This window comes from Pseudomonas fluorescens, from assembly GCF_005938625.1.
In the GTDB taxonomy this organism is placed as follows: domain Bacteria; phylum Pseudomonadota; class Gammaproteobacteria; order Pseudomonadales; family Pseudomonadaceae; genus Aquipseudomonas; species Aquipseudomonas fluorescens_BD.
In genome coordinates this window covers 16,401-36,562 of the sequence record NZ_VCNJ01000006.1, presented here as the reverse complement: position 1 = coordinate 36,562, position 20,162 = coordinate 16,401, and the positions used below count along the sequence as shown (strand labels likewise).

Genomic DNA, 20,162 nt, shown 5'->3' with positions numbered 1-20,162 from the left:
ACCACTGACGATTACAAGATGTTCAGTGGGTATTCGGTGATCAGGCGGAACTCTTTGACATCGCCTTCACCCTGGTCGGCGTTGGCAGTGTGCCAAGCCTGACGAATGCGGAAGGACAGGTCTTTAGCCGGGCCAGACTGAACAACATATTTGGCTTCGAAGTTGGTTTCGTGGTGTTTGCCATCTTCACCGTACAGCGGAGCGCCAGTGTTGGTGCGGTATTGGCTGTTAGTAGCCAGACCGGTACCGTCGATGTCCCAACCTTTAACGTAACGAACCATGAAGCTCAGGCCTGGAACGCCGTACTCGGCCATTTTCAGGTCGTAACGGGCTTGCACGGATTTCTCGCCAGGACCGTTGAAGTCAGAGTACTGGATGGAGTTGGCGAGGAAGATCGAGTCACCACCACGGTTGTTTTTACCCACACCGACGTAGTCGAACGGGGTATCGCCGTTGACCTTCTGGAAGGCCAGGGTGAAGGTGTGTGCTTTCAGGAACGACAACGCGGTTGCCAGGGAGAAGGCAGTGTTGCTGATGTCACCCGCCAGCTTGTCACCGGTGTCGGTGGTGCGGTAGATGTTGAAGTCAGTGTTCAGCGAAGTGTCGCCACCGAATGGAGTGGTGAGGTTCACGTTGGCGTAGTACTGGTTCCAGATGTCTTCCAGTTTGGCGCCGTAGAGCGATGCGCTCAGGTTTTCGGTGATGCCGTACTTGCCGCCGAAGTAGTCGATCGAGTCGGCTTCTACGCCAGAGTAGTTGGAGTACAGACCGCCGTTACGGGCGTTCTTGTCCTGGCTGGTCGCCGAGTAGAAGTGACCGGCTTCGAGGTCAAGGTCTTTGATCTCGCTGCTCTGCAACTGGAAGCCGCTGGCAGTTTGCGGAATGATGCGGGAACCACCGACAGCGAACACTGGAGCAGTGCTTGGCTGCTGGTCGCCGATTTTCAGCTCGGTTTTGGAGATGCGGAATTTAATGGCAGCACCGGCTTTGCCTTGGCTGTCATTAACATCGCGGGAATCATTCAGTGGATCAGTGTGGTCGCTACGGCTCATGTTGCCCGAACCGGAAGTACCGTCACCGCCATCGAGTTTCAAGGCCAGGTAACCAAAGGCATCAATACCGACACCCACAGTACCTTGAGTGTAACCAGAAGCGAAATTGGCCAGGAAACCCTGGGTCCAGTCTTTCTGGTCAGCGCCGCCGTTCTTGTTGTCGCGGTTGAAGTAGTAGTTCTTCAACGTCTCGGTGAGTTTCGCGTCTTCAACAAAACCTTTGGCTTCAGACTGGTCACTTACAAACGGTGCGGCCGTAGCCACTTGAGTACTGGCGGCTGCTGCAACTGCCAGTGCGATCATGCTCCACTTCATCACGCGCATCGTGATTTGCTCCTTTGGTTTTAGAAGAGTACTGCCGTCCCACCTGTTTTATTATCTGGGCGGCTCTTTCTTTTTGTGTCGGCGCAAACTTATATCACGCCGACAATGTTGGCGATACTTGCTATTCCAACCTTTCAGCTTCTTTACGACGGTGTCGCAAATGGCGTGGTGGATGTCGCAAATTCACAGTACCGACGCAGCCGGACTGACAACTTTTTCGCTGTTTACGGGCCTTTTTGCATCGGTAAAAAAGAGTCCCTGGCAAAACACTTGAATCTCCATCGGGCAACCCTGCCACTGTTCTTATGGGGCTTAAGGCATCCACTTCCAGTGGTGCGCTTATAGTCCATATGGGTACGAATGCAACAAGCGTGCACAAACCGCAATTTCGTTGCGGTTATTTTTCTGAACACTCGCCTGTGCCTGTAAAAACCTTATAAATACTGGACGCCAAGCCCCATTGGCTCAGGGCTTGACGGCATTGCTCCTATGGTGTTGCCACACCAGGGATCGAGCGTGACAACCAAAAACGTTACCGGTTCACCCCGCCAGTGAGTATTTGGCGGATGCCCGACGCAGTGAGCGTAGACGCACTGTGCGGTTTTGGTGCAAAAAAATTTACAGCTGTTCCGGATTCATACAGTTGGAATCGGGTTGAGTGCTGAACGAATCAGGGGTCTACAGTCATTTCTTTATGTTTTTGGCTGCTGTTGGTGCTGTGTTGGTGCGTGGCACAAGTAAATGTCACATCTCGGGGCGTTGGCAGCGGTTCGAAATCAAGCCTTCGTGAAGGCTGGCGCATTCGCAGGTATGCTGCCGTCCTGTCGCTTGGTTGCGCCGTTCGCGAGGAGGGCCGCTAAGCTGAATAATGAACATCAGCCGGGAGTGCGCGCAGTGTTTGCTTTAGATTCACGACTTCAACAGGACACGCTGACCATCGGTGATTTCCCTCTCTGCCGACTGCTGCTGTCCAATGATGCCAACTACCCTTGGTTCATCCTGGTGCCTCGTCGCGACGATATCAGTGAGTTGTTTCAGTTGGATGTCGCCGATCAGCAACAGTTGTGGCTTGAAACCACCGCGCTGGCCGAGTTGCTCAAGGATTTGCTCGATGCGGACAAAATGAACGTGGCGACGCTGGGTAACGTCGTCAGCCAATTGCATATGCACGTCATTGTGCGCAAGCGCGATGACGCCGCCTGGCCGGCGCCGGTCTGGGGCAAACACCCGGCCAGGCCATACAGTGCCGAGCAAGTAGAGGCCATTCGCGAACAGTTGCGTCTGGTGTTGACCGAAGACTTTACGTTTCTGGAGGGCTGAGTCATGAGCCTGGAAGAACGCGTTACCGATCTGGAAAGCCGCTTGGCGTTCCAGGATGACACCATTCAGGCGCTGAACGATGTTCTGGTGGCCCAGCAGCGTGTGGTCGAGCGTCTGCAATTGCAGATGGCAGCCCTGCTCAAGCGTCAGGAAGAGATGGTCGGCCAGTTCGAATCCTTTGAGGATGAGGCGCCACCGCCGCACTACTGAGGCAGGAACTTTTCATCAGGCGTAAAAAAACCGCGAGCAGCAGTCTGCTCGCGGTTTTTTTATGCCTGGATCAGCGTCGCGGCAGAGCGGCGATCACGTCCTCGGCTTGCAGGCCCTTGTCCCGGTTCATTACCGAGAACTCCACGCGCTGGCCTTCGACCAGTACGCGGTGACCTTCGCCACGGATCGCGCGAAAGTGCACGAAAATATCATCGCCGGAATCCCGGGAGATAAAGCCGAAGCCTTTGGAGGTGTTGAACCACTTGACGGTACCGGTATCACGATTGGTCATGTCATAGCTGGTTGGAGCGGCAGCCGGTGAAGAACGATAGAAGCTGACGGCCAGGTGCAAGACCACCGCAACCAGTGCAATCACCAAGGTGAACAGCACGGCTGGCTGGCCGGCGATGACGGGCATCGGGGCAATCAGGGTCAAGGTTTGCAGGACGACGGTCAGCACCAGAAGAGCGCTGACCAGATTTTGCAGATGCTGACGAGGGCCTTTGTTCCAGAAAGGAATCACTGGAGCAATTACCAGGTTAAGCAGGCCGAAAAAGGCCAGGTAAAGTGCATCGGGTTGTTGCAGGTAAGGAACGGCTTCGGATTTCAAGCTGGGTATGAACGACAGCAGCAAGGCTGCTGCGCCCATTAGCAGGTGGACGATTTTCAACATTTTGATTGGCTCACGTTTATGACGGCTCACAAGGAAGAGCTGAAGGCGCACGGTTCGCTTCGGAACAAAATAAGAGGCGGTGGACACGTTCACGGCATCAGCCTATGCGCAACACCCCGAAAAATGGGGCATGGCGACACACTGCCTATTTAACAGCAAAGCCTGCGGCTACTCAAATCAGCCCGGCCAGCGGCATCACCTCGGTCGATTTGTCGCAGCACCTGCACCCGATCCGGGCTGCGGGGTGTCGGCAGGCTTGCTAGAGTGGGTCTGCACCTGTTGGATGAATTCAATCGCCGTTAGGGGGTAAACATGGCAATCGATATCGGTATCAGTGAAGAAGACCGCAAGTCCATCGTCGAAGGCTTATCGCGTCTGCTGTCGGACACCTACGTGCTGTATCTGAAAACCCACAACTTCCACTGGAACGTCACCGGCCCGATGTTTCGGACGCTGCACTTGATGTTCGAAGAGCAATACAACGAACTCGCGCTGGCCGTTGATTTGATTGCCGAACGTATTCGCGCCTTGGGCTTTCCGGCGCCAGGCGCCTACGCCACCTACGCACGCCTTTCTTCTATCAAGGAAGAAGTGGGGGTGCCGAGTGCCGAAGACATGATCAAGCAACTGGTCGATGGCCAGGAAGCCGTGACCCGAACGGCGCGCGGCATCTTCCCGCTGCTCGACAAGGTCAGTGATGAGCCGACCGCAGACCTGTTGACCCAGCGCATGCAGGTTCACGAGAAAACTGCGTGGATGTTGCGCGCCTTGCTGGAAGCGTAAACATCCGGGTGCGCGGGCCAGCAGAAGAGGGCTCGGGCGCTGTCCGCAATCCTACCTGTGTCGTTGGCTTATCCTACGTTGTCGGTCAATAAGTCGTCTGGCTATAACTTTGTGTCTGCGCTTTTATGAAAGCCACAGGATGTGACTTTTCAAACAAGCAGAGATGGCAAAGGAGTGTCACCGATATGGTAGAGGGAGACAGGCGAGGCGACAGGATTGTCGGCTTGCCACATGAATTGAAAGTCGATCCGTTCGTCAACGAATTCGACATGGCACTGGTTCAGCCATCGTCACGATCCGTGCGTCTGAACGGTTATGCGACCTGCCTGCGGCTGGAGCGGGTCTACTGGAATATCCTCGGCAATATGGCCGCAGACAACTGCTGTTCGATCAGCTCGCTGTTGTCCCACGTCGACCGTGAGGTGCATTTGCGTCACGGCGGGGTGAGAAATTTCAGCGCGCTGGTGCGTGTGGTGTGTGTCATGAACGGCGTCAAGCAAGCTGTACCTGCCGAATCGCTCTGAAGCGGCGGTTGCAAATGAGGTCGCGGCCTGTGCAGTCTTACGGCTGCACAGGCCGCATTTAATCGATATAATCCCGCTCTTTCGCCGCAAAGCCCTGCGCGCGGTGGCAATCTGATCGCCGAGACACCCCCCATGCCGATGTACGATTATCAATGTGCTTCCTGTGGTCATCAGCTCGAAGCCATTCAAAAGATCAGCGAGGCCCCGCTGGTCGACTGCCCTGCCTGTCAGGCACCAGAGCTCAAGAAACAACTGTCGATGCCAGGCTTTCGCCTGAGTGGCGGCGGTTGGTACGAAACCGATTTCAAGACCGGCGCCAAGAAGAATCTGGCCGGCGGCGACAAATCTGACTAGGGTTCAACCTCAGGTTGAACGACACGCGTGAGTTCCGCATTGCTTGAAAAAGCAACGGGAGCTCCACCGAATTTTTCGAATTACGAGAAGCGAACCACGACCATGATGCGCAGCCACTATTGCGGCCAACTGAACGAAAGCCTGGAAGGCCAGGAAATTACCCTTTGCGGATGGGTTCACCGTCGTCGCGACCACGGCGGGGTAATTTTCCTCGATATCCGTGATCGTGACGGTCTGGCCCAAGTGGTATTCGATCCGGATCGCGCCGAGAGCTTCGCCGCTGCCGATCGTGTGCGCAGCGAATACGTCGTGAAGATCACCGGTAAGGTACGTCTGCGTCCGGCCGGTGCGACCAACGCCAACATGGCGTCGGGCATGATCGAAGTGCTGGGCTACGAACTGGAAGTGCTGAACGAGTCGGAAACCCCGCCGTTCCCGCTGAACGAGTTTTCCGACGTTGGCGAAGAAACCCGTCTGCGTTATCGCTTCCTCGACCTGCGTCGTCCGGAAATGGCCGAGAAGCTGCGCCTGCGTTCGCGCATGACCACCAGCATCCGTCGCTTCCTCGACGAGAACGGCTTCCTCGACGTTGAAACGCCGATCCTGACCCGTGCCACCCCTGAAGGTGCGCGTGACTATCTGGTGCCAAGCCGTACCCACGCCGGTTCGTTCTTCGCCCTGCCGCAATCGCCGCAGCTGTTCAAGCAACTGCTGATGGTCGCCGGTTTCGACCGTTACTACCAGATCGCCAAGTGCTTCCGCGACGAAGACCTGCGCGCTGACCGTCAGCCAGAATTCACCCAGATCGACATCGAGACCAGCTTCCTCGATGAAAAAGAGATCATGGGCCTGACCGAAGAAATGATCCGCAACCTGTTCAAGGAAGTGCTGGGTCTGGAATTCGGCGATTTCCCGCACATGACCTTCGAAGAAGCCATGCGTCGTTACGGTTCCGACAAGCCAGACCTGCGTAACCCGCTGGAACTGGTCGACGTTGCCGATCAACTCAAAGAAGTCGATTTCAAAGTGTTCAGCGGCCCGGCCAACGATCCGAAATGCCGTATCGCTGCGCTGCGCGTTCCAGGCGGGGCGAGCATGCCGCGCAAGCAGATCGACGATTACACCAAGTTCGTCGGCATCTACGGTGCCAAGGGCCTGGCGTACATCAAGGTCAACGAGCGTGCTGCCGGCGTTGACGGTCTGCAATCGCCGATCGTGAAGAACATCCCGCTGGAAAACCTCAACGCCATCCTCGATCGCGTTGGCGCAGTCGATGGCGACATCGTGTTCTTCGGCGCCGACAAGGCCAAGATCGTCAGCGAAGCCTTGGGCGCACTGCGCATCAAGCTCGGTCACGACCTCAAGCTGCTGACCTGCGAGTGGGCGCCAATGTGGGTCGTCGACTTCCCGATGTTCGAAGAGAACGACGACGGCAGCTTCTCCGCACTGCATCACCCGTTCACCGCGCCGAAGTGCACGCCGCAAGAGCTCGAAGCCAACCCGGCTGGCGCTCTGTCGCGCGCGTACGACATGGTGCTGAACGGCACCGAGTTGGGTGGCGGTTCGATCCGTATCCACCGCAAAGAGATGCAACAGTCGGTATTCCGTCTGCTGGGCATCAACGAAGCGGAACAGGAAGAGAAATTCGGCTTCCTGCTCGACGCCCTGAAGTACGGTGCGCCGCCGCACGGTGGCCTGGCTTTTGGTCTGGACCGTCTGGTGATGCTGATGACCGGCGCCCAGTCGATCCGTGAAGTGATCGCCTTCCCGAAAACCCAGAGTGCTGCCGACGTGATGACGCAAGCGCCGGGTGTGGTGGATGCCAAGGCATTGCGCGAACTGCACATTCGTTTGCGCGAAACGCCAAAGGCTGAGTAAGACGGGCCTGAAGGCGCATCTTCGGATGCGCCTTTTTTCTTTCTATAGAGAGCAGGTCGAGATTTTTTGTTTGCTGGCCGCTGCATGAGCAGGGCGGGCAACGTTTCAAAGAAAATTCGGAGCGAGTTATGGCAGGTCATTCCAAGTGGGCGAACATCAAGCACCGCAAAGAACGTCAGGATGCCAAGAGAGGCAAGATCTTCACCAAGTGGATCCGTGAACTGACCGTTGCGGCCCGTCAGGGCGGCGGTGATCCGGGCTCCAACCCGCGTCTGCGCCTGGCGCTGGACAAAGCGCTCAGCGCGAACATGAGCCGCGACATCATCGACCGTGCCGTTGCGCGCGGCGCCGGTGCCACCGAAGCGGACAACGTTGAAGAACTGACCTACGAAGGTTACGGCCCGGGCGGCGTGGCGGTGATGGTCGAATGCATGACTGATAACCGTAACCGTACCGCAGCTGCTGTGCGACATGCGTTCAGCAAGTGCGGTGGCAACCTCGGCACCGACGGTTCGGTCGCGTATCTGTTCGAACGCAAAGGCCAGATCAGTTTCGCGCCGGGCGTCGATGAAGACGCGCTGACCGAAGCGGCGCTGGAAGCGGATGCCGATGACGTGGTTACGCACGAAGACGGTTCGATCGACGTGTTCACCTCGTTCACCAGTTTCTACGCCGTGCGTAACGCGCTGGAAGCTGCTGGATTCAAGGGCGATGACGCGGAAATCGTCATGCAGCCAACCACCAGCGCCGAACTGGACCTGGAAGGCGCGGAGAAGGTGCTCAAGCTGATCGACATGCTTGAGGATCTGGATGACGTGCAGAACGTCTACTCCAACGCGGACATTCCGGAAGACGTGGCCGCTCAGCTCGGTTGATGTAAATAGAAAGGTCGCAGTTTTTGCTGGCTCTACACTTCACCTGTAGGAGCTGCCGAAGGCTGCGATCTTTCTGTTTTTAAAAGATCAAAAGATCGCAGCCTTCGGCAGCTCCTACATGTACCCTCAGCTTTCGCATCAATTTCTGCAGGCGTTATGACTTTAATTCTTGGTATCGACCCCGGTTCGCGCATTACCGGTTACGGCATTGTTCGAGATACCGGGCGTGGCGGCTGCATCTATGTGGCCTCGGGTTGCATCCGCACTGGCGCCGGCGAGCTGCACGAGCGTCTGCAAATCGTTTATCGCGGCGTACGCGAGATTATCCAGACCTACGGTCCGGTGACCATGGGCATCGAAAAAGTCTTCATGGCGAAAAACGCCGATTCGGCGTTGAAGCTTGGGCAGGCTCGCGGTGCAGCGATTGTTGCCGGCGCTGAAGAGTGCCTGGAGATCGCCGAGTACACGGCCACTCAGGTCAAGCAGGCCGTGGTCGGCACGGGCGCCGCCAATAAAGAACAAGTGCAGATGATGGTCATGCACATGCTCAAGCTCACCAGCAAACCGCAAATCGATGCCTCGGACGCCCTGGCCATTGCCATTTGCCATGCGCACACACGCTCCAGTCTGCTGCCGCACGGTTTGGGAACCGCACGCAGTCGTGGCGGGCGCCTGCGTCTCTGATAGCATCAGCATCAATTTTCCTGAAAGCGGATTTCCTGCGCCTGAGTCGTCGGCCCGAAATTCGCCTTTCGACAGTCGCCAGCCCACGGCTGGCCAACGCTCAAGGATCTGAAACGTGATTGGACGCTTGCGCGGCACTCTGGCTGAGAAACAGCCGCCGCACCTGATTCTGGATGTAAACGGCCTCGGGTATGAGCTGGAAGTGCCCATGACCACCCTTTATCGTCTGCCGTCGGTCGGTGAACCGCTGACCCTGCACACCCATTTGGTCGTACGCGAAGACGCGCAGTTACTCTATGGCTTTGCCGGCAAGCGTGAGCGAGACTTTTTTCGCGAGTTGATCCGTCTCAATGGTGTCGGGCCGAAATTGGCCCTGGCCTTGATGTCGAGTCTGGAGGTCGACGAACTGATCCGTTGCGTGCAGTCGCAGGACACCTCGGCGTTGACCAAAGTGCCGGGTGTCGGCAAGAAAACCGCCGAGCGTCTGCTGGTCGAGCTGAAGGATCGCTTCAAGGCCTGGGAAACTACGCCGGCCATGTTCGCGCTGGTACCGAATCAACCGGACGGCCCGGCGCCGGTCAATACCGCCGAGAACGATGCGGTCAGCGCGCTGATTTCCCTGGGCTACAAGCCGCAGGAAGCGAGCAAGGCGATTACCGCCATCAAGGACAAGAATTTGAGCAGTGAAGACCTGATCCGCCGCGCCCTGAAGGGAATGATTTAAGTGATTGAAGCTGATCGTCTGATCACCGCCGCGCACAGCCCGCGCGAGCGCGAAGAAGTCCAGGACCGGGCCATTCGCCCGGTCAGTCTGGCTGACTATATTGGCCAGCCGACCGTGCGCGAGCAGATGGAACTGTTCATCCAGGCTGCCCGTGGCCGCAGTGAATCCCTCGACCACACGTTGATCTTCGGCCCGCCGGGCTTGGGTAAAACCACACTGGCGAACATCATCGCTCAGGAAATGGGCGTGTCGATCAAGAGCACTTCCGGTCCGGTGCTGGAGCGTCCGGGCGATCTGGCTGCGCTGTTGACCAATCTTGAGCCGCACGACGTACTGTTTATCGACGAAATCCATCGCCTGTCGCCGATCGTTGAGGAAGTGCTGTATCCAGCGATGGAAGACTTTCAGCTCGACATCATGATTGGCGAAGGGCCGGCTGCGCGTTCGATCAAACTCGATCTGCCGCCGTTTACTCTGGTGGGCGCAACCACTCGCGCCGGTATGCTGACCAACCCGTTGCGTGACCGCTTCGGTATAGTCCAGCGTCTTGAGTTCTACAGCACGGCTGACCTGGCGACGATAGTCAGTCGTTCGGCAGCCATTCTCGGTCTGCCGCTGGATCCGGAAGGTTCTTTCGAGATCGCGCGTCGCGCCCGTGGTACGCCGCGGATTGCCAACCGTTTGCTGCGCCGGGTGCGCGATTTCGCCGAAGTCCGTGCCAAAGGCCATATCACCAAAGCGGTGGCGGATCTGGCGCTGAACCTGCTGGATGTCGACGAACACGGTTTTGATCATCAGGACCGGCGTCTGCTGCTGACAATGATCGAGAAGTTCGATGGCGGCCCGGTCGGTATCGACAGCCTCGCCGCTGCGATCAGCGAGGAGCGCCACACGATTGAAGATGTGCTGGAGCCGTATCTGATTCAACAGGGTTACATCATGCGCACGCCACGGGGCAGGGTGGTGACGCGGCATGCGTATCTGCACTTCGGCTTAAACATTCCGTCACGAATGGGCGAAATGCCCGTGGCAGACGAGTTTCTCGATGCCGTGGACGACTAATACACATTTGTTGTCGATTTATTCAGGGTTTGTACTGTCAGAGGACGGTACTTTTGCGGTAATGCCCTGAAACCATGAAAAACAGTTGCCTGGGCGGATTGGCAACCTGAGGAGTAAGCACTAGAGTATGCGCGCGCAAAACGGGCTTGAGCCGTTCGCACATCGTTGTCGCGTTTATTACGAGGACACCGATGCGGGCGGCATCGTGTATTACGTTAATTACCTCAAGTTTATGGAACGGGCTCGAACCGAGCGGCTTCGCGAGCTGGGCTTTGCCCAATCGCAGCTGGCAGGAGAGGACCTGTTGTTTGTCGTGCACTCCAGCGAAGCGCGCTATCACGCGCCGGCGCGACTGGACGACGAACTGCTGGTAAGCGCTGATGTAATCGAATTGAACCGGGTCAGCCTGCGCTTCAAACAGCAGGTCAGGCGGGCAACGGATAATGTGCTGCTCTGTGAAGGGCAGTTTTTGGTGGCCTGTGTGCGCACTAACAGTTTGAAACCCCGGGCCCTTCCCGAAGACTTGCGTGCGGCCTTCGCCGACGCGGTCGGCCCGGGTACACACTCAAAGCAGGAGATAAAGCGTGGAAGCTAACGTCGTCGACCATTCCTCCATGTGGAGCCTGGTCAGCAATGCCAGCATCGTGGTGCAGTTGGTAATGTTGACCCTGGTGGCCGCATCGGTGACCTCATGGATCATGATCTTTCAGCGCAGCAATCTGCTGCGCGCCGGTCGACGCGCCCTGGAGAGCTTCGAAGAGCGCTTCTGGTCGGGTATCGACCTGTCCAAGCTGTACCGTCAGGCGGGCAGCAATCCGGATCCGGATTCGGGCGTGGAGCAGATCTTCCGTGCAGGCTTCAAAGAATTCTCCCGTCTGCGTCAGCAGCCAGGTGTCGACCCTGAAGCGGTCATGGAAGGCGTGGCGCGTGCCATGCGCGTAGCCATCTCCCGCGAAGAAGAAAAGCTCGAGCAGAGCCTGCCGTTCCTCGCTACCGTCGGTTCGGTCAGCCCGTATATCGGTCTGTTCGGTACCGTGTGGGGCATCATGAACTCCTTCCGCGGTCTGGCCAGCGCACAGCAAGCCACCCTTGCCACTGTGGCCCCGGGTATCGCCGAAGCCCTGATCGCCACCGCGATCGGTCTGTTCGCGGCGATCCCGGCCGTAATCGCTTACAACCGTTTCGCCGCTCGCAGCGAAACCTTGCTGGGCCGCTACTACACCTTCGCCGATGAATTCCAGGCGATCCTGCACCGCAAAGTGCACACCAGCGAAGAATAAGCAGGTAATTTCCAATGGCTTTAATCGCTCGAGCTCGCAAAAAGCGCAAGCCGGTCGCCGAGATGAACGTGGTGCCATACATCGACGTGATGTTGGTGCTGCTGGTCATCTTCATGGTGACCGCACCGATGCTCAATCAGGGCGTGAAGGTTGATCTGCCCAAGGTTTCCAGCGAAGCCTTGCCGCAGGACAACAACACTCAGGTCCTGACCATTTCGATCAAGGCTGACAAGACCTATTACTGGAACCTTGGCAGCGAAGTCGATACCGAGAAGCAACAGGACAGGGCCATGACCCTGCCGCAAATGACCGACGCGGTGACCAAGATCATTCGTGCCGGCACTGAAGGCGGCAAGCGTACCCAGGTCTTCATCCGCGGTGACAAGACCGTCGACTATGGTTCCGTCATGGGCGCCATGGGCGGGTTGCAGAAAGCCGGGGTCGGTAATGTTGGTTTGATTACCGAGGCCCCCTGATGCAGCAACAGCGAGAGCCGTCCGCCTCGGAAAGCTACTTCTGGCCTAGTGTTCTGGCAATTGTCCTGCACGTGCTGGTGTTCGGCATGCTGTTCGTCAGTTTTGCCTTCACACCAGAGCTGCCGCCGGCCAAACCGATTGTCCAGGCGACCCTGTACCAACTGAAATCGAAAAGTCAGGCAACCACCCAGACCAATCAGAAGATTGCGGGTGAGGCGAAGAAATCCGCCGCGCGCCAGACCGAAGTCGAGCAGATGGAGCAGAAGAAGGTCGAACAGGAAGCGGTGAAGGCTGCGGAACAAAAGAAAGAAGAAGCGGCTCAAAAGGCCGAGGAAGCCAAGAAGGCCGATGAGGCTAAAAAAGCGGACGAAGCGAAGAAGGCGGATGACGCCAAGAAAGCTGATGACGCGAAGAAAGCCGAAGCCAAGAAGGCCGAAGAGAAACAATTGGCTGATATAGCCAAGAAGAAGGCTGAAGAAGAGGCTAAGGAAGAGGCCAAGAAAGAGGCCGCTGAAGAAGCCAAGAAGAAGATCGTCGAAGACGCGAAGAAGAAAGCCGCCGAAGACGCCAAGAAGAAAGCTGAAGCTGAAGAGGCGAAGAAGAAAATCGCCGACGAAGCGAAGAAGAAAGCTGCTGCCGATGCTGCGAAGAAGAAAGCGCAGGATGCGGCACGTAAATCGACCGAAGACAAAAAGGCTCAGGCCTTGGCCGATCTGCTTTCCGACACGCCGCAGCGCCAGCAGGCCTTGGCCGATGAGCAGGGTGACGAAGTCGCGGGCAGTTTCGATGACCTGATTCGTGCGCGAGCTGCAGAAGGTTGGGCCCGTCCACCTTCGGCACGCAAAGGCATGACGGTTGTGTTGCAGATCGGCATGTTGCCGGACGGTACGGTGACCTCGGTCAGCGTGGCCAAGTCCAGTGGCGATGGTCCGTTCGATGCTTCGGCAGTGGCAGCGGTCAAGAATATTGGACGTTTGACAGAAATGCAGGGAATGAAGCCGAGCGATTTCGCTCCGTATCGTTCATTCAAGATGACATTCACACCTGAGGATCTAGCCTTGTGAGAAACCTTCTTCGAGGAATGCTGGTCGTGATCTGCTGCATGGCAGGGATCGCGATGGCGGATGAAAAGAACATTCTGGTCACCAGCGGCAGCGATCGGGCTACTCCGATCGCCGTTGTACCGTTCGGTTTCCAGGGCGGTGCAGTCCTGCCGGACGACATGGCCGAAATCATTGGTAACGATTTGCGCAACTCGGGCTACTACTCGCCGATTCCAAAGCAAAACATGATCAGCCAGCCAAGCCAGCCGAGCGAAATCATCTTCCGTGACTGGAAGGCGGTGGGTGCTCAATACATGATGGTCGGCAGCATTGTTCCAGCGGGCGGTCGTCTGCAGGTGCAGTGGGCATTGTTCAACGTTGCCACCGAGCAGAAAGTGGCTGACGGCAGTGTTTCCGGTACCACCGAGCAACTGCGCGACATGGCGCACTACATCTCCGACCAGTCGTTCGAAAAACTCACCGGTATCAAAGGTGCGTTTTCGACCCGTCTGCTGTACGTGACGGCCGAACGTTTCTCCGAGAAGAACACGCGCTACACCCTGCAGCGTTCGGACTATGACGGTGCTCGTGCAGTGACTCTGCTGCAATCGCGCGAGCCGATCCTGTCGCCGCGTTTCGCCCCGGATGGCAAGCGTATCGCCTACGTATCGTTCGAGCAGAAGCGTCCGCGGATCTTCATGCAGAACATCGATACCGGTCGCCGTGAGCAGATCACCAACTTCGAAGGCCTGAATGGTGCACCAGCGTGGTCGCCGGATGGCAATCGCCTGGCGTTCGTGCTGTCGAAAGACGGTAACCCGGACATCTATGTGATGAACCTGGGTTCGCGTCAGATCACTCGCGTTACCGCAGGTCCTGGCATCAACACCGAACCGTACTGGGGCAAGGATGGTTCGACCATCTACTTCACCTCGGACCGTGGCGGCAAGCCTCAGATCTACAAAACCAGCGCCAGTGGCGGTGGTGCCGAGCGTGTGACGTTCATTGGCAACTACAACGCCAACCCGAAACTGTCGGCAGATGAAAAGACCCTGGTGATGATCCATCGTCAGGACGGCTTCACCAATTTCAAGGTGGCGGCCCAGGATTTGCAGCGAGGTAGTGTAAAGATCCTCACTGATAGCACTCTGGACGAGTCACCTACTGTTGCGCCCAACGGCACCATGGTAATCTACGCCACCCGCCAGCAGGGCCGGGGAGTCTTGATGCTCGTGTCCATTAATGGACGCGTGAGGCTCCCGCTTCCTACCGCTCAAGGCGAAGTCAGAGAACCGTCCTGGTCCCCTTACCTGAACTGACGCGGCGCTACACGTTTTACTTAACACACTGGGGTTCATTAGGAGTTTCACGATGGAAATGCTGAAGTTTGGTAAATTTGCTGCGCTGGCTCTGGCCATGGCTGTAGCTGTAGGTTGCTCGTCCAAAGGCGGCGACAACGCCGGTGAAGGCGCTGTTGATCCAAACGCTGGTTACGGCGCAAACACTGGTGCCGTTGACGGTTCCCTGAGCGAAGAAGCTGCTCTGCGCGCAATCACCACCTTCTACTTCGAATACGACAGCTCGGACCTGAAGCCAGAAGCCATGCGCGCTCTGGACGTTCACGCCAAAGACCTGAAAGCAAACGGCGCTCGCGTTGTTCTGGAAGGCAACACCGACGAACGTGGTACTCGTGAGTACAACATGGCACTGGGCGAGCGTCGTGCGAAAGCCGTTCAACGCTACCTGGTACTGCAAGGTGTTTCCCCAGCTCAGCTGGAACTGGTTTCCTACGGCGAAGAGCGTCCAGTTGCTACCGGCAACGACGAGCAGTCCTGGGCTCAAAACCGTCGCGTCGAACTGCGTAAGTAATTCGATATGCGAACGTGCCGTCGTGCTGTAACTGTTCTGGCTCTCAGCCTCGCGCCGCTTGCGGCGTGGGCTGCGGTTCCTGTGGTCGATGACAACTCCGGTTATAACAATAGCGGGAGCAGTTATCCGCCTGCGGGTTACGGTACGAACGGCGCCTATGCCGGGGGAGCGGCTTCGGCCCCTGCCTCGGCACAAGGCATGCTGTTCAACCAATTGCAACAGATGCAGGATCAGATATCGCGCCAGCAAGGTGTGATCGAAGAACTGCAGAATCAGGTTGCGCGCATGAAGCAGGAATCCCTGGAGCGATACCAGGATCTTGATCGGCGCATAGGATCCGGTGCTGCACCTGCCGCGACTCCTGAGAATTCTTCTGCCGGTGGCGATGCAAGTGCTGCTGCCGGTGCTGCCGCTGGCGCCGGGGCTGCTGCCCAGGCACCTGCTGCAAGCAGCGAACCGGGTGATCCGGCCAAGGAAAAGCTGTATTACGATGCCGCTTTCGACCTGATCAAAGCCAAGGATTTCGACAAGGCCAGCCAGGCTTTTGCCGCTTTCCTGCGCAAATACCCGAACAGCCAATACGCGGGCAACGCCCAGTACTGGTTGGGTGAAGTGAATCTGGCCAAAGGCGATCTGCAAGGTGCAGGTCAGGCTTTCGCCAAGGTTTCGCAGCTGTATCCCAAGCATGCCAAGGTGCCGGATTCGCTGTACAAGCTGGCTGATGTAGAGCGCCGCCTCGGTCATACCGACAAGGTCAAAGGCATTCTGCAGCAGGTGGTGGCCCAATATCCGGGTACCTCTGCCGCTCAGTTGGCTCAACGCGATCTGCAACGCATGTAAGGTCGTGTTACCCGTTTAGAAGAAACCCGCGCTTGTCGCGGGTTTTTTCGTTAGAATTCACGCCCTTTTTCTGAAACACGCTTCTTGCGGTCTACGCGTTGGCGGGATTGCCTGAAGTGCCTGACGGAGGCGGACAGCCTGTTTAGCTGTTACGCCCGTGGCGACTATGCAAGACACATTGAGAATCACCGAAGTTTTCTACTCGTTGCAGGGGGAAACGCGGACTGCCGGGCTGCCCACGGTTTTTGTGCGCCTGACCGGTTGCCCTTTGCGTTGCCAATACTGCGACAGCGCCTATGCCTTCAGTGGCGGTACCGTGCGCACCCTCGACGACATCCTCGAGCAAGTGGCCGGATTTCGTCCGCGCTACGTCTGTGTCACCGGTGGTGAGCCGCTGGCGCAGCCGAATGCCATTCCTTTGCTCAAGCAGTTGTGTGACGCCGGTTATGAGGTCTCGCTGGAAACCAGCGGCGCCCTCGACGTCTCGGCTGTCGATCCGCGCGTCAGTCGCGTTGTCGACCTGAAGACGCCGGATTCGAAAGAAGCCCATCGCAACCGTTACGAGAACATCGAACTGCTGACGCCCAACGATCAGGTAAAGTTTGTCATCTGCTCGCGGGACGACTATGACTGGGCCGTCTCGAAACTGATTCAGTACGGTCTCGAACGGCGTGCCGGCGAAGTGCTGTTTTCCCCAAGTCACCATGACCTCAATGCTCGGGATCTGGCGGACTGGGTGGTGGCGGACAATCTGCCGGTGCGGCTGCAGTTGCAGTTGCATAAATATCTGTGGAATGACGAGCCGGGGCGCTGAGATGACCGAACAACTGAACACTCTCGAAAAACGCGCAGTCATCCTGCTGTCCGGTGGCCTGGACTCGGCGACCGTCGTGGCCATGGCACGCGCCGAAGGCTACAGCTGCTACACCATGAGCTTCGACTACGGTCAGCGTTCGCACGCCGAACTGCACGCCGCTGCCCGCGTCGCCCGCGACTTGGGTGTGGTTGAGCACAAGGTGATCGGTCTCAATCTGAATGGCATGGGCGGCTCAGCCCTGACCGACACCAGCATCGACATCCCCGAAGAGCTGGGCGAAGGCATTCCAGTGACGTATGTACCTGCGCGTAACACGGTGTTCCTGTCGCTGGCGTTGGGCTGGGCGGAAGTGCTCGGTGCACGTGACATCTTTATTGGTGTCAACGCCGTGGACTTTTCCGGTTACCCGGATTGCCGCCCGGAGTTCATCGAATCCTTCGAGCGTATGGCCAATCTGGCGACCAAGGCCGGCGTCGAAGGCAACGGCTTCCGCATTCAGGCGCCCCTGCAGAACCTGAGCAAGGCGCAGATCGTTCAGGCGGGCGTGAAGCTCGGCGTTGATTATGGCCTCACCGTTTCCTGCTATCAGGCCGACGATGACGGCCGCGCGTGCGGCAAATGCGACAGCTGCCGCCTGCGCGCAGAAGGCTTTGCGGCCGCTGGTGTGGACGACCCAACACCTTATTTTTGATTATTTTCAAAAAGGTGTTGAATAGTCCTTAAAAATCAGTATTATACGCGCCACCACACAGCGGGTCGTTAGCTCAGTTGGTAGAGCAGTTGGCTTTTAACCAATTGGTCGTAGGTTCGAATCCCACACGACCCACCATATTTGGCGGTTTAGAAAATCCGGAAGGCCCACGAAAGTGAGGATTTCCGGGTTTTTTTTTGCCTGCAATTTCGCTACGCGTTATTTCAATACCCGCAGCGCTGACGCAGGTCAGAATGATCTTTTGTATCAACGGGATATTCTGTAGCCTTGCGCAGCTTCAACGCTGTCCGTGCCTGATAATACTCACTCTCCCGGCGGTACCCTCAAGCGGTCCGGAGCCGGGTGTATACTCGACTTTCGCGCGAACGCGCCTGCAGGTCTTGCGAACATGACGCAGATTTCCGAACGCCTTCTGGTTCAAGCCCACCTCGATGCCAAACAGCCCAAACCGCTGACCGCTGAGGAAGAGGCTTATTACCGTTCCGCCATCGCCGCCGAGCTCAAGGCTCAGGACGCGGTGCTGGTGGCCCACTTTTATTGCGATCCGGTGATTCAGGCTCTGGCCGAAGAAACCGGTGGCTGTGTCTCCGACTCCCTGGAAATGGCCCGCTTCGGTAACGCTCACCCGGCCAAGACCGTGGTGGTGGCCGGCGTGAAGTTCATGGGCGAGACCGCGAAGATTCTCAACCCGGAAAAGCGCGTGCTGATGCCGACGCTGGAGGCGACCTGCTCGCTCGACCTGGGTTGCCCGGTCGATGAGTTCTCGGCGTTCTGTGATCAGCACCCGGAGCGCACGGTGGTGGTGTACGCCAACACCTCCGCAGCTGTTAAGGCACGAGCTGATTGGGTGGTGACTTCAAGTTGTGCGCTGGAAATCGTCGAAAGCCTGATGGACAACGGCGAGACCATCATTTGGGGGCCGGACAAGCACCTCGGCACGTACATTCAGCGCAAGACCGGCGCCGACATGCTGCTCTGGGACGGTGCCTGCATCGTTCACGAAGAGTTCAAGTCCAAGCAGCTCGAAGACATGAAAGCGCTGTATCCGGACGCTGCGATTCTGGTACACCCGGAGTCGCCAACTTCGGTGATCGAACTGGCAGACGCCGTCGGTTCCACCAGCCAGTTGATCGCCGCCGCGCAGAGCCTGCCGAACAAGACCCTGATCGTCGCCACTGACCGTGGCATCTTCTACAAGATGCAGCAGTTGTGCCCTGACAAGGTCTTCATCGAGGCGCCAACCGCTGGTAACGGCGCAGCGTGCCGCAGTTGCGCACATTGCCCGTGGATGGCCATGAACACCCTTGAGCGCACGCTCAAGAGCTTGAAGGAAGGGACGAACGAGATCTTTGTCGATCCGGCGTTGATTCCGCAGGCGATTCGGCCGCTCAAGCGCATGCTCGATTTCACCCAGGCAGCGCGGATGAAGCTGGCCGGTAACGCCTGAAAGCAAAAGATCGCAGCCTTCGGCAGCTCCTACATTGTTCTCGGTAGGAGCTGCCGAAGGCTGCGATCTTTTTTTGTGGGCGCTTACTTTTTTTTCTTCGGGACTCGCACCACGCGAGTATCCGAATAGATGTCATGCCACGTGCGCTTCTGCTTGTCATACAGGGACCAGAAGAAACCCAGCCCTACGCACAGCCACGACGCAATCGACACCATAAACCGCAACAGCGCCTGCCACAGGCTGATCGCCGTGCCATTGGCGTTCTGCACACGAATGCCCCACACCTGCATGCCCAGCGTCTGCCCGCCGTGGGTCCAGAACTTGGCAAAGAATCCAAACAGCACCAACAACAGTACCGTCGAATACAGTGGGTCGCCGTCCATTTTTCCGGCGTCGGTCAGCACGCGCAGGCGTTCTTCGCCGATGATCGCGGCCTGGATCAGTTTGTAAATGAAACCGGTGACGATCAGCAGAGCGGTGCACAGCAGGAAGTCATAGAACATCGCGGCCAGGCGCCGGCTGAATCCAACGGGAGGAAAGTCGCCCTGTGGGGTGAGCAGGTTTTTCGACATGGCAGCCTCTGGACGCAAATTGAAGCGCCATTTTACGGATTCGCGCGCACAAAAAAGCCCCTGATATCAATATCAGGGGCTTTTTCGTAACAGAAATCAGGCTTCAGCTTGTACTTCGTCAGCCTGCATGCCTTTCTGGCCCTGCACAGCAACGAAGGTCACTTTCTGGCCTTCTTTCAGGCTTTTGAAGCCGTTGCCCTGAATGGCGCGGAAATGCACGAACAGATCCGGACCGCTTTCTGGAGTGATAAAACCAAAACCTTTCTCGTCGTTAAACCACTTGACGGTACCGCTCTGACGTGTGGACATTTCTTATTTCCTTTGACGCAAAAATTGATGACAGCCTCTTTCTCATGAAAGAGTACTGGGGCTGGTTGCAGGAGAGTAAGAAGACGTCGAACGGGATGTAGCTAACTTGTAGGCTACTGCCCAGGTCACGATTCCAAGCTGACCCATGCAAACACAGTGGACAAACTCTACGCCAACTACGGGAGAAAAAACAAGCCCTGCGAAGCCCCCGGTTTTACTGAGCTTGAGCAAGTTAATCCTTTCACTAGTGCGGGCTTAGACGATTCGCTTGTTCAATTGTTTTCGAACGTTATAAGCAAAGTTCATATTCGAATAGGATGTTAGAAAATGCACT

24 protein-coding genes and 1 tRNA gene are annotated in these 20,162 nt (G+C 57.2%); 21 read left to right on the top strand and 4 right to left on the bottom strand.

Annotated elements, in window-relative coordinates; all coding sequences use genetic code 11:
• Positions 1-11 precede the first annotated feature (11 nt).
• Entirely contained in the window at positions 12-1,376 is a 1,365-nt protein-coding gene (locus tag FGA82_RS05635) for an OprD family porin (protein ID WP_141126317.1), read from the bottom strand.
• Between the two features lie 894 nt (positions 1,377-2,270).
• Here FGA82_RS05635 and FGA82_RS05630 point away from each other — a divergent pair.
• Both FGA82_RS05630 and FGA82_RS05625 read left to right on the top strand, forming a co-directional pair.
• Entirely contained in the window at positions 2,271-2,696 is a 426-nt protein-coding gene (locus FGA82_RS05630) for an HIT domain-containing protein (RefSeq protein ID WP_141126316.1), read from the top strand.
• Between the two features lie 3 nt (positions 2,697-2,699).
• The gene (locus FGA82_RS05625; RefSeq protein WP_038366649.1) at positions 2,700-2,906 is read left to right on the top strand and encodes a SlyX family protein; all 207 of its coding nucleotides are present in this window, start codon (positions 2,700-2,702) and stop codon (positions 2,904-2,906) included.
• A gap of 70 nt (positions 2,907-2,976) precedes the next feature.
• On the opposite strand, the gene FGA82_RS32675 is transcribed toward FGA82_RS05625, so the two are convergent.
• Entirely contained in the window at positions 2,977-3,579 is a 603-nt protein-coding gene (locus tag FGA82_RS32675; RefSeq protein WP_007912746.1) for a cold-shock protein, read from the bottom strand.
• 312 nt (positions 3,580-3,891) lie between these two features.
• Here FGA82_RS32675 and FGA82_RS05615 point away from each other — a divergent pair, with 312 nt between their 5' ends.
• The 19 genes from FGA82_RS05615 to nadA all read left to right on the top strand — a co-directional run bounded on the left by FGA82_RS05615 (position 3,892) and on the right by nadA (position 18,947).
• Positions 3,892-4,362, top strand: a complete 471-nt coding sequence (locus FGA82_RS05615) for a Dps family protein (protein ID WP_007912745.1) — start codon at positions 3,892-3,894, stop codon at positions 4,360-4,362.
• A gap of 185 nt (positions 4,363-4,547) precedes the next feature.
• Positions 4,548-4,886, top strand: coding sequence for a ribbon-helix-helix domain-containing protein (locus FGA82_RS05610; protein ID WP_141126315.1), 339 nt, complete (start codon positions 4,548-4,550; stop codon positions 4,884-4,886).
• A gap of 132 nt (positions 4,887-5,018) precedes the next feature.
• On the top strand, positions 5,019-5,240 hold the full coding sequence (locus tag FGA82_RS05605; RefSeq protein WP_007912741.1) for an FmdB family zinc ribbon protein: 222 nt from the start codon (positions 5,019-5,021) through the stop codon (positions 5,238-5,240).
• Between the two features lie 102 nt (positions 5,241-5,342).
• Entirely contained in the window at positions 5,343-7,118 is a 1,776-nt protein-coding gene (gene aspS / locus FGA82_RS05600; RefSeq protein ID WP_016983822.1) for an aspartate--tRNA ligase, read from the top strand.
• Positions 7,119-7,246: 128 nt separating this feature from the next.
• Positions 7,247-7,993 carry a YebC/PmpR family DNA-binding transcriptional regulator gene (locus FGA82_RS05595; protein WP_034153419.1) on the top strand — a complete coding sequence of 249 codons (747 nt, stop codon included), beginning with the start codon at positions 7,247-7,249 and terminating at the stop codon, positions 7,991-7,993.
• A 156-nt stretch (positions 7,994-8,149) separates the two neighbouring features.
• Positions 8,150-8,677 carry a crossover junction endodeoxyribonuclease RuvC gene (gene ruvC / locus FGA82_RS05590; RefSeq protein WP_007962095.1) on the top strand — a complete coding sequence of 176 codons (528 nt, stop codon included), beginning with the start codon at positions 8,150-8,152 and terminating at the stop codon, positions 8,675-8,677.
• 115 nt (positions 8,678-8,792) lie between these two features.
• Complete coding sequence (ruvA, locus tag FGA82_RS05585) at positions 8,793-9,401, top strand: Holliday junction branch migration protein RuvA (RefSeq protein WP_034153418.1); 609 nt, start codon at positions 8,793-8,795, stop codon at positions 9,399-9,401.
• The gene (gene ruvB, locus FGA82_RS05580; protein ID WP_007912736.1) at positions 9,402-10,463 is read left to right on the top strand and encodes a Holliday junction branch migration DNA helicase RuvB; all 1,062 of its coding nucleotides are present in this window, start codon (positions 9,402-9,404) and stop codon (positions 10,461-10,463) included.
• A gap of 127 nt (positions 10,464-10,590) precedes the next feature.
• Entirely contained in the window at positions 10,591-11,058 is a 468-nt protein-coding gene (gene ybgC, locus FGA82_RS05575) for a tol-pal system-associated acyl-CoA thioesterase (RefSeq protein WP_007912735.1), read from the top strand.
• On the top strand, positions 11,048-11,743 hold the full coding sequence (tolQ, locus tag FGA82_RS05570) for a protein TolQ (protein ID WP_008080223.1): 696 nt from the start codon (positions 11,048-11,050) through the stop codon (positions 11,741-11,743). Before ybgC ends, tolQ begins: the two co-directional genes overlap by 11 nt.
• A 23-nt stretch (positions 11,744-11,766) precedes the next feature.
• Positions 11,767-12,219, top strand: coding sequence for a protein TolR (gene tolR / locus FGA82_RS05565; RefSeq protein ID WP_161806672.1), 453 nt, complete (start codon positions 11,767-11,769; stop codon positions 12,217-12,219).
• Positions 12,219-13,283 (top strand): cell envelope integrity protein TolA, encoded by a 1,065-nt coding sequence (tolA, locus tag FGA82_RS05560; RefSeq protein ID WP_141126314.1) that lies wholly within the window; start codon positions 12,219-12,221, stop codon positions 13,281-13,283. Before tolR ends, tolA begins: the two co-directional genes overlap by 1 nt.
• Positions 13,284-13,300: 17 nt before the next feature.
• On the top strand, positions 13,301-14,581 hold the full coding sequence (gene tolB, locus FGA82_RS05555; protein WP_171057245.1) for a Tol-Pal system beta propeller repeat protein TolB: 1,281 nt from the start codon (positions 13,301-13,303) through the stop codon (positions 14,579-14,581).
• A gap of 52 nt (positions 14,582-14,633) precedes the next feature.
• Entirely contained in the window at positions 14,634-15,131 is a 498-nt protein-coding gene (gene pal / locus FGA82_RS05550; RefSeq protein WP_003178634.1) for a peptidoglycan-associated lipoprotein Pal, read from the top strand.
• Between the two features lie 6 nt (positions 15,132-15,137).
• The gene (gene ybgF, locus FGA82_RS05545; protein ID WP_016983829.1) at positions 15,138-15,971 is read left to right on the top strand and encodes a tol-pal system protein YbgF; all 834 of its coding nucleotides are present in this window, start codon (positions 15,138-15,140) and stop codon (positions 15,969-15,971) included.
• A gap of 166 nt (positions 15,972-16,137) precedes the next feature.
• Positions 16,138-16,785: a 7-carboxy-7-deazaguanine synthase QueE gene (queE, locus tag FGA82_RS05540; protein ID WP_141126313.1), complete on the top strand. Its 648-nt coding sequence runs from the start codon at positions 16,138-16,140 to the stop codon at positions 16,783-16,785.
• A gap of 1 nt (position 16,786) precedes the next feature.
• The gene (gene queC / locus FGA82_RS05535) at positions 16,787-17,479 is read left to right on the top strand and encodes a 7-cyano-7-deazaguanine synthase QueC (protein ID WP_141126312.1); all 693 of its coding nucleotides are present in this window, start codon (positions 16,787-16,789) and stop codon (positions 17,477-17,479) included.
• 62 nt (positions 17,480-17,541) lie between these two features.
• Positions 17,542-17,617 (top strand) — tRNA-Lys (locus FGA82_RS05530).
• A 271-nt stretch (positions 17,618-17,888) separates the two neighbouring features.
• Positions 17,889-18,947 (top strand): quinolinate synthase NadA, encoded by a 1,059-nt coding sequence (gene nadA / locus FGA82_RS05525; RefSeq protein WP_016773509.1) that lies wholly within the window; start codon positions 17,889-17,891, stop codon positions 18,945-18,947.
• An 83-nt stretch (positions 18,948-19,030) separates the two neighbouring features.
• On the opposite strand, the gene FGA82_RS05520 is transcribed toward nadA, so the two are convergent.
• Entirely contained in the window at positions 19,031-19,519 is a 489-nt protein-coding gene (locus FGA82_RS05520) for an RDD family protein (RefSeq protein WP_141126311.1), read from the bottom strand.
• Between the two features lie 96 nt (positions 19,520-19,615).
• A complete protein-coding gene (locus FGA82_RS05515) occupies positions 19,616-19,828 on the bottom strand; it encodes a cold-shock protein (RefSeq protein WP_003227496.1) in 213 nt (70 codons plus the stop codon).
• Between the last annotated feature and the right edge of the window lie 334 nt (positions 19,829-20,162).

What these genes read in the sequence shown, in the direction of transcription:
- FGA82_RS05635 (WP_141126317.1), bottom strand. Translation starts at nt 1,376, where the DNA reads ATGCGCGTGATGAAGTGGAGCATGATCGCACTGGCAGTTGCAGCAGCC.
- FGA82_RS05625 (WP_038366649.1), top strand. Translation starts at nt 2,700, where the DNA reads ATGAGCCTGGAAGAACGCGTTACCGATCTGGAAAGCCGCTTGGCGTTC.
- FGA82_RS32675 (WP_007912746.1), bottom strand. Translation starts at nt 3,579, where the DNA reads ATGTTGAAAATCGTCCACCTGCTAATGGGCGCAGCAGCCTTGCTGCTG.
- FGA82_RS05615 (WP_007912745.1), top strand. Translation starts at nt 3,892, where the DNA reads ATGGCAATCGATATCGGTATCAGTGAAGAAGACCGCAAGTCCATCGTC.
- FGA82_RS05610 (WP_141126315.1), top strand. Translation starts at nt 4,548, where the DNA reads ATGGTAGAGGGAGACAGGCGAGGCGACAGGATTGTCGGCTTGCCACAT.
- FGA82_RS05605 (WP_007912741.1), top strand. Translation starts at nt 5,019, where the DNA reads ATGCCGATGTACGATTATCAATGTGCTTCCTGTGGTCATCAGCTCGAA.
- aspS (WP_016983822.1), top strand. Translation starts at nt 5,343, where the DNA reads ATGATGCGCAGCCACTATTGCGGCCAACTGAACGAAAGCCTGGAAGGC.
- FGA82_RS05595 (WP_034153419.1), top strand. Translation starts at nt 7,247, where the DNA reads ATGGCAGGTCATTCCAAGTGGGCGAACATCAAGCACCGCAAAGAACGT.
- ruvC (WP_007962095.1), top strand. Translation starts at nt 8,150, where the DNA reads ATGACTTTAATTCTTGGTATCGACCCCGGTTCGCGCATTACCGGTTAC.
- ybgC (WP_007912735.1), top strand. Translation starts at nt 10,591, where the DNA reads ATGCGCGCGCAAAACGGGCTTGAGCCGTTCGCACATCGTTGTCGCGTT.
- tolA (WP_141126314.1), top strand. Translation starts at nt 12,219, where the DNA reads ATGCAGCAACAGCGAGAGCCGTCCGCCTCGGAAAGCTACTTCTGGCCT.
- tolB (WP_171057245.1), top strand. Translation starts at nt 13,301, where the DNA reads ATGCTGGTCGTGATCTGCTGCATGGCAGGGATCGCGATGGCGGATGAA.
- pal (WP_003178634.1), top strand. Translation starts at nt 14,634, where the DNA reads ATGGAAATGCTGAAGTTTGGTAAATTTGCTGCGCTGGCTCTGGCCATG.
- ybgF (WP_016983829.1), top strand. Translation starts at nt 15,138, where the DNA reads ATGCGAACGTGCCGTCGTGCTGTAACTGTTCTGGCTCTCAGCCTCGCG.
- queE (WP_141126313.1), top strand. Translation starts at nt 16,138, where the DNA reads ATGCAAGACACATTGAGAATCACCGAAGTTTTCTACTCGTTGCAGGGG.
- queC (WP_141126312.1), top strand. Translation starts at nt 16,787, where the DNA reads ATGACCGAACAACTGAACACTCTCGAAAAACGCGCAGTCATCCTGCTG.
- nadA (WP_016773509.1), top strand. Translation starts at nt 17,889, where the DNA reads ATGACGCAGATTTCCGAACGCCTTCTGGTTCAAGCCCACCTCGATGCC.
- FGA82_RS05520 (WP_141126311.1), bottom strand. Translation starts at nt 19,519, where the DNA reads ATGTCGAAAAACCTGCTCACCCCACAGGGCGACTTTCCTCCCGTTGGA.
- FGA82_RS05515 (WP_003227496.1), bottom strand. Translation starts at nt 19,828, where the DNA reads ATGTCCACACGTCAGAGCGGTACCGTCAAGTGGTTTAACGACGAGAAA.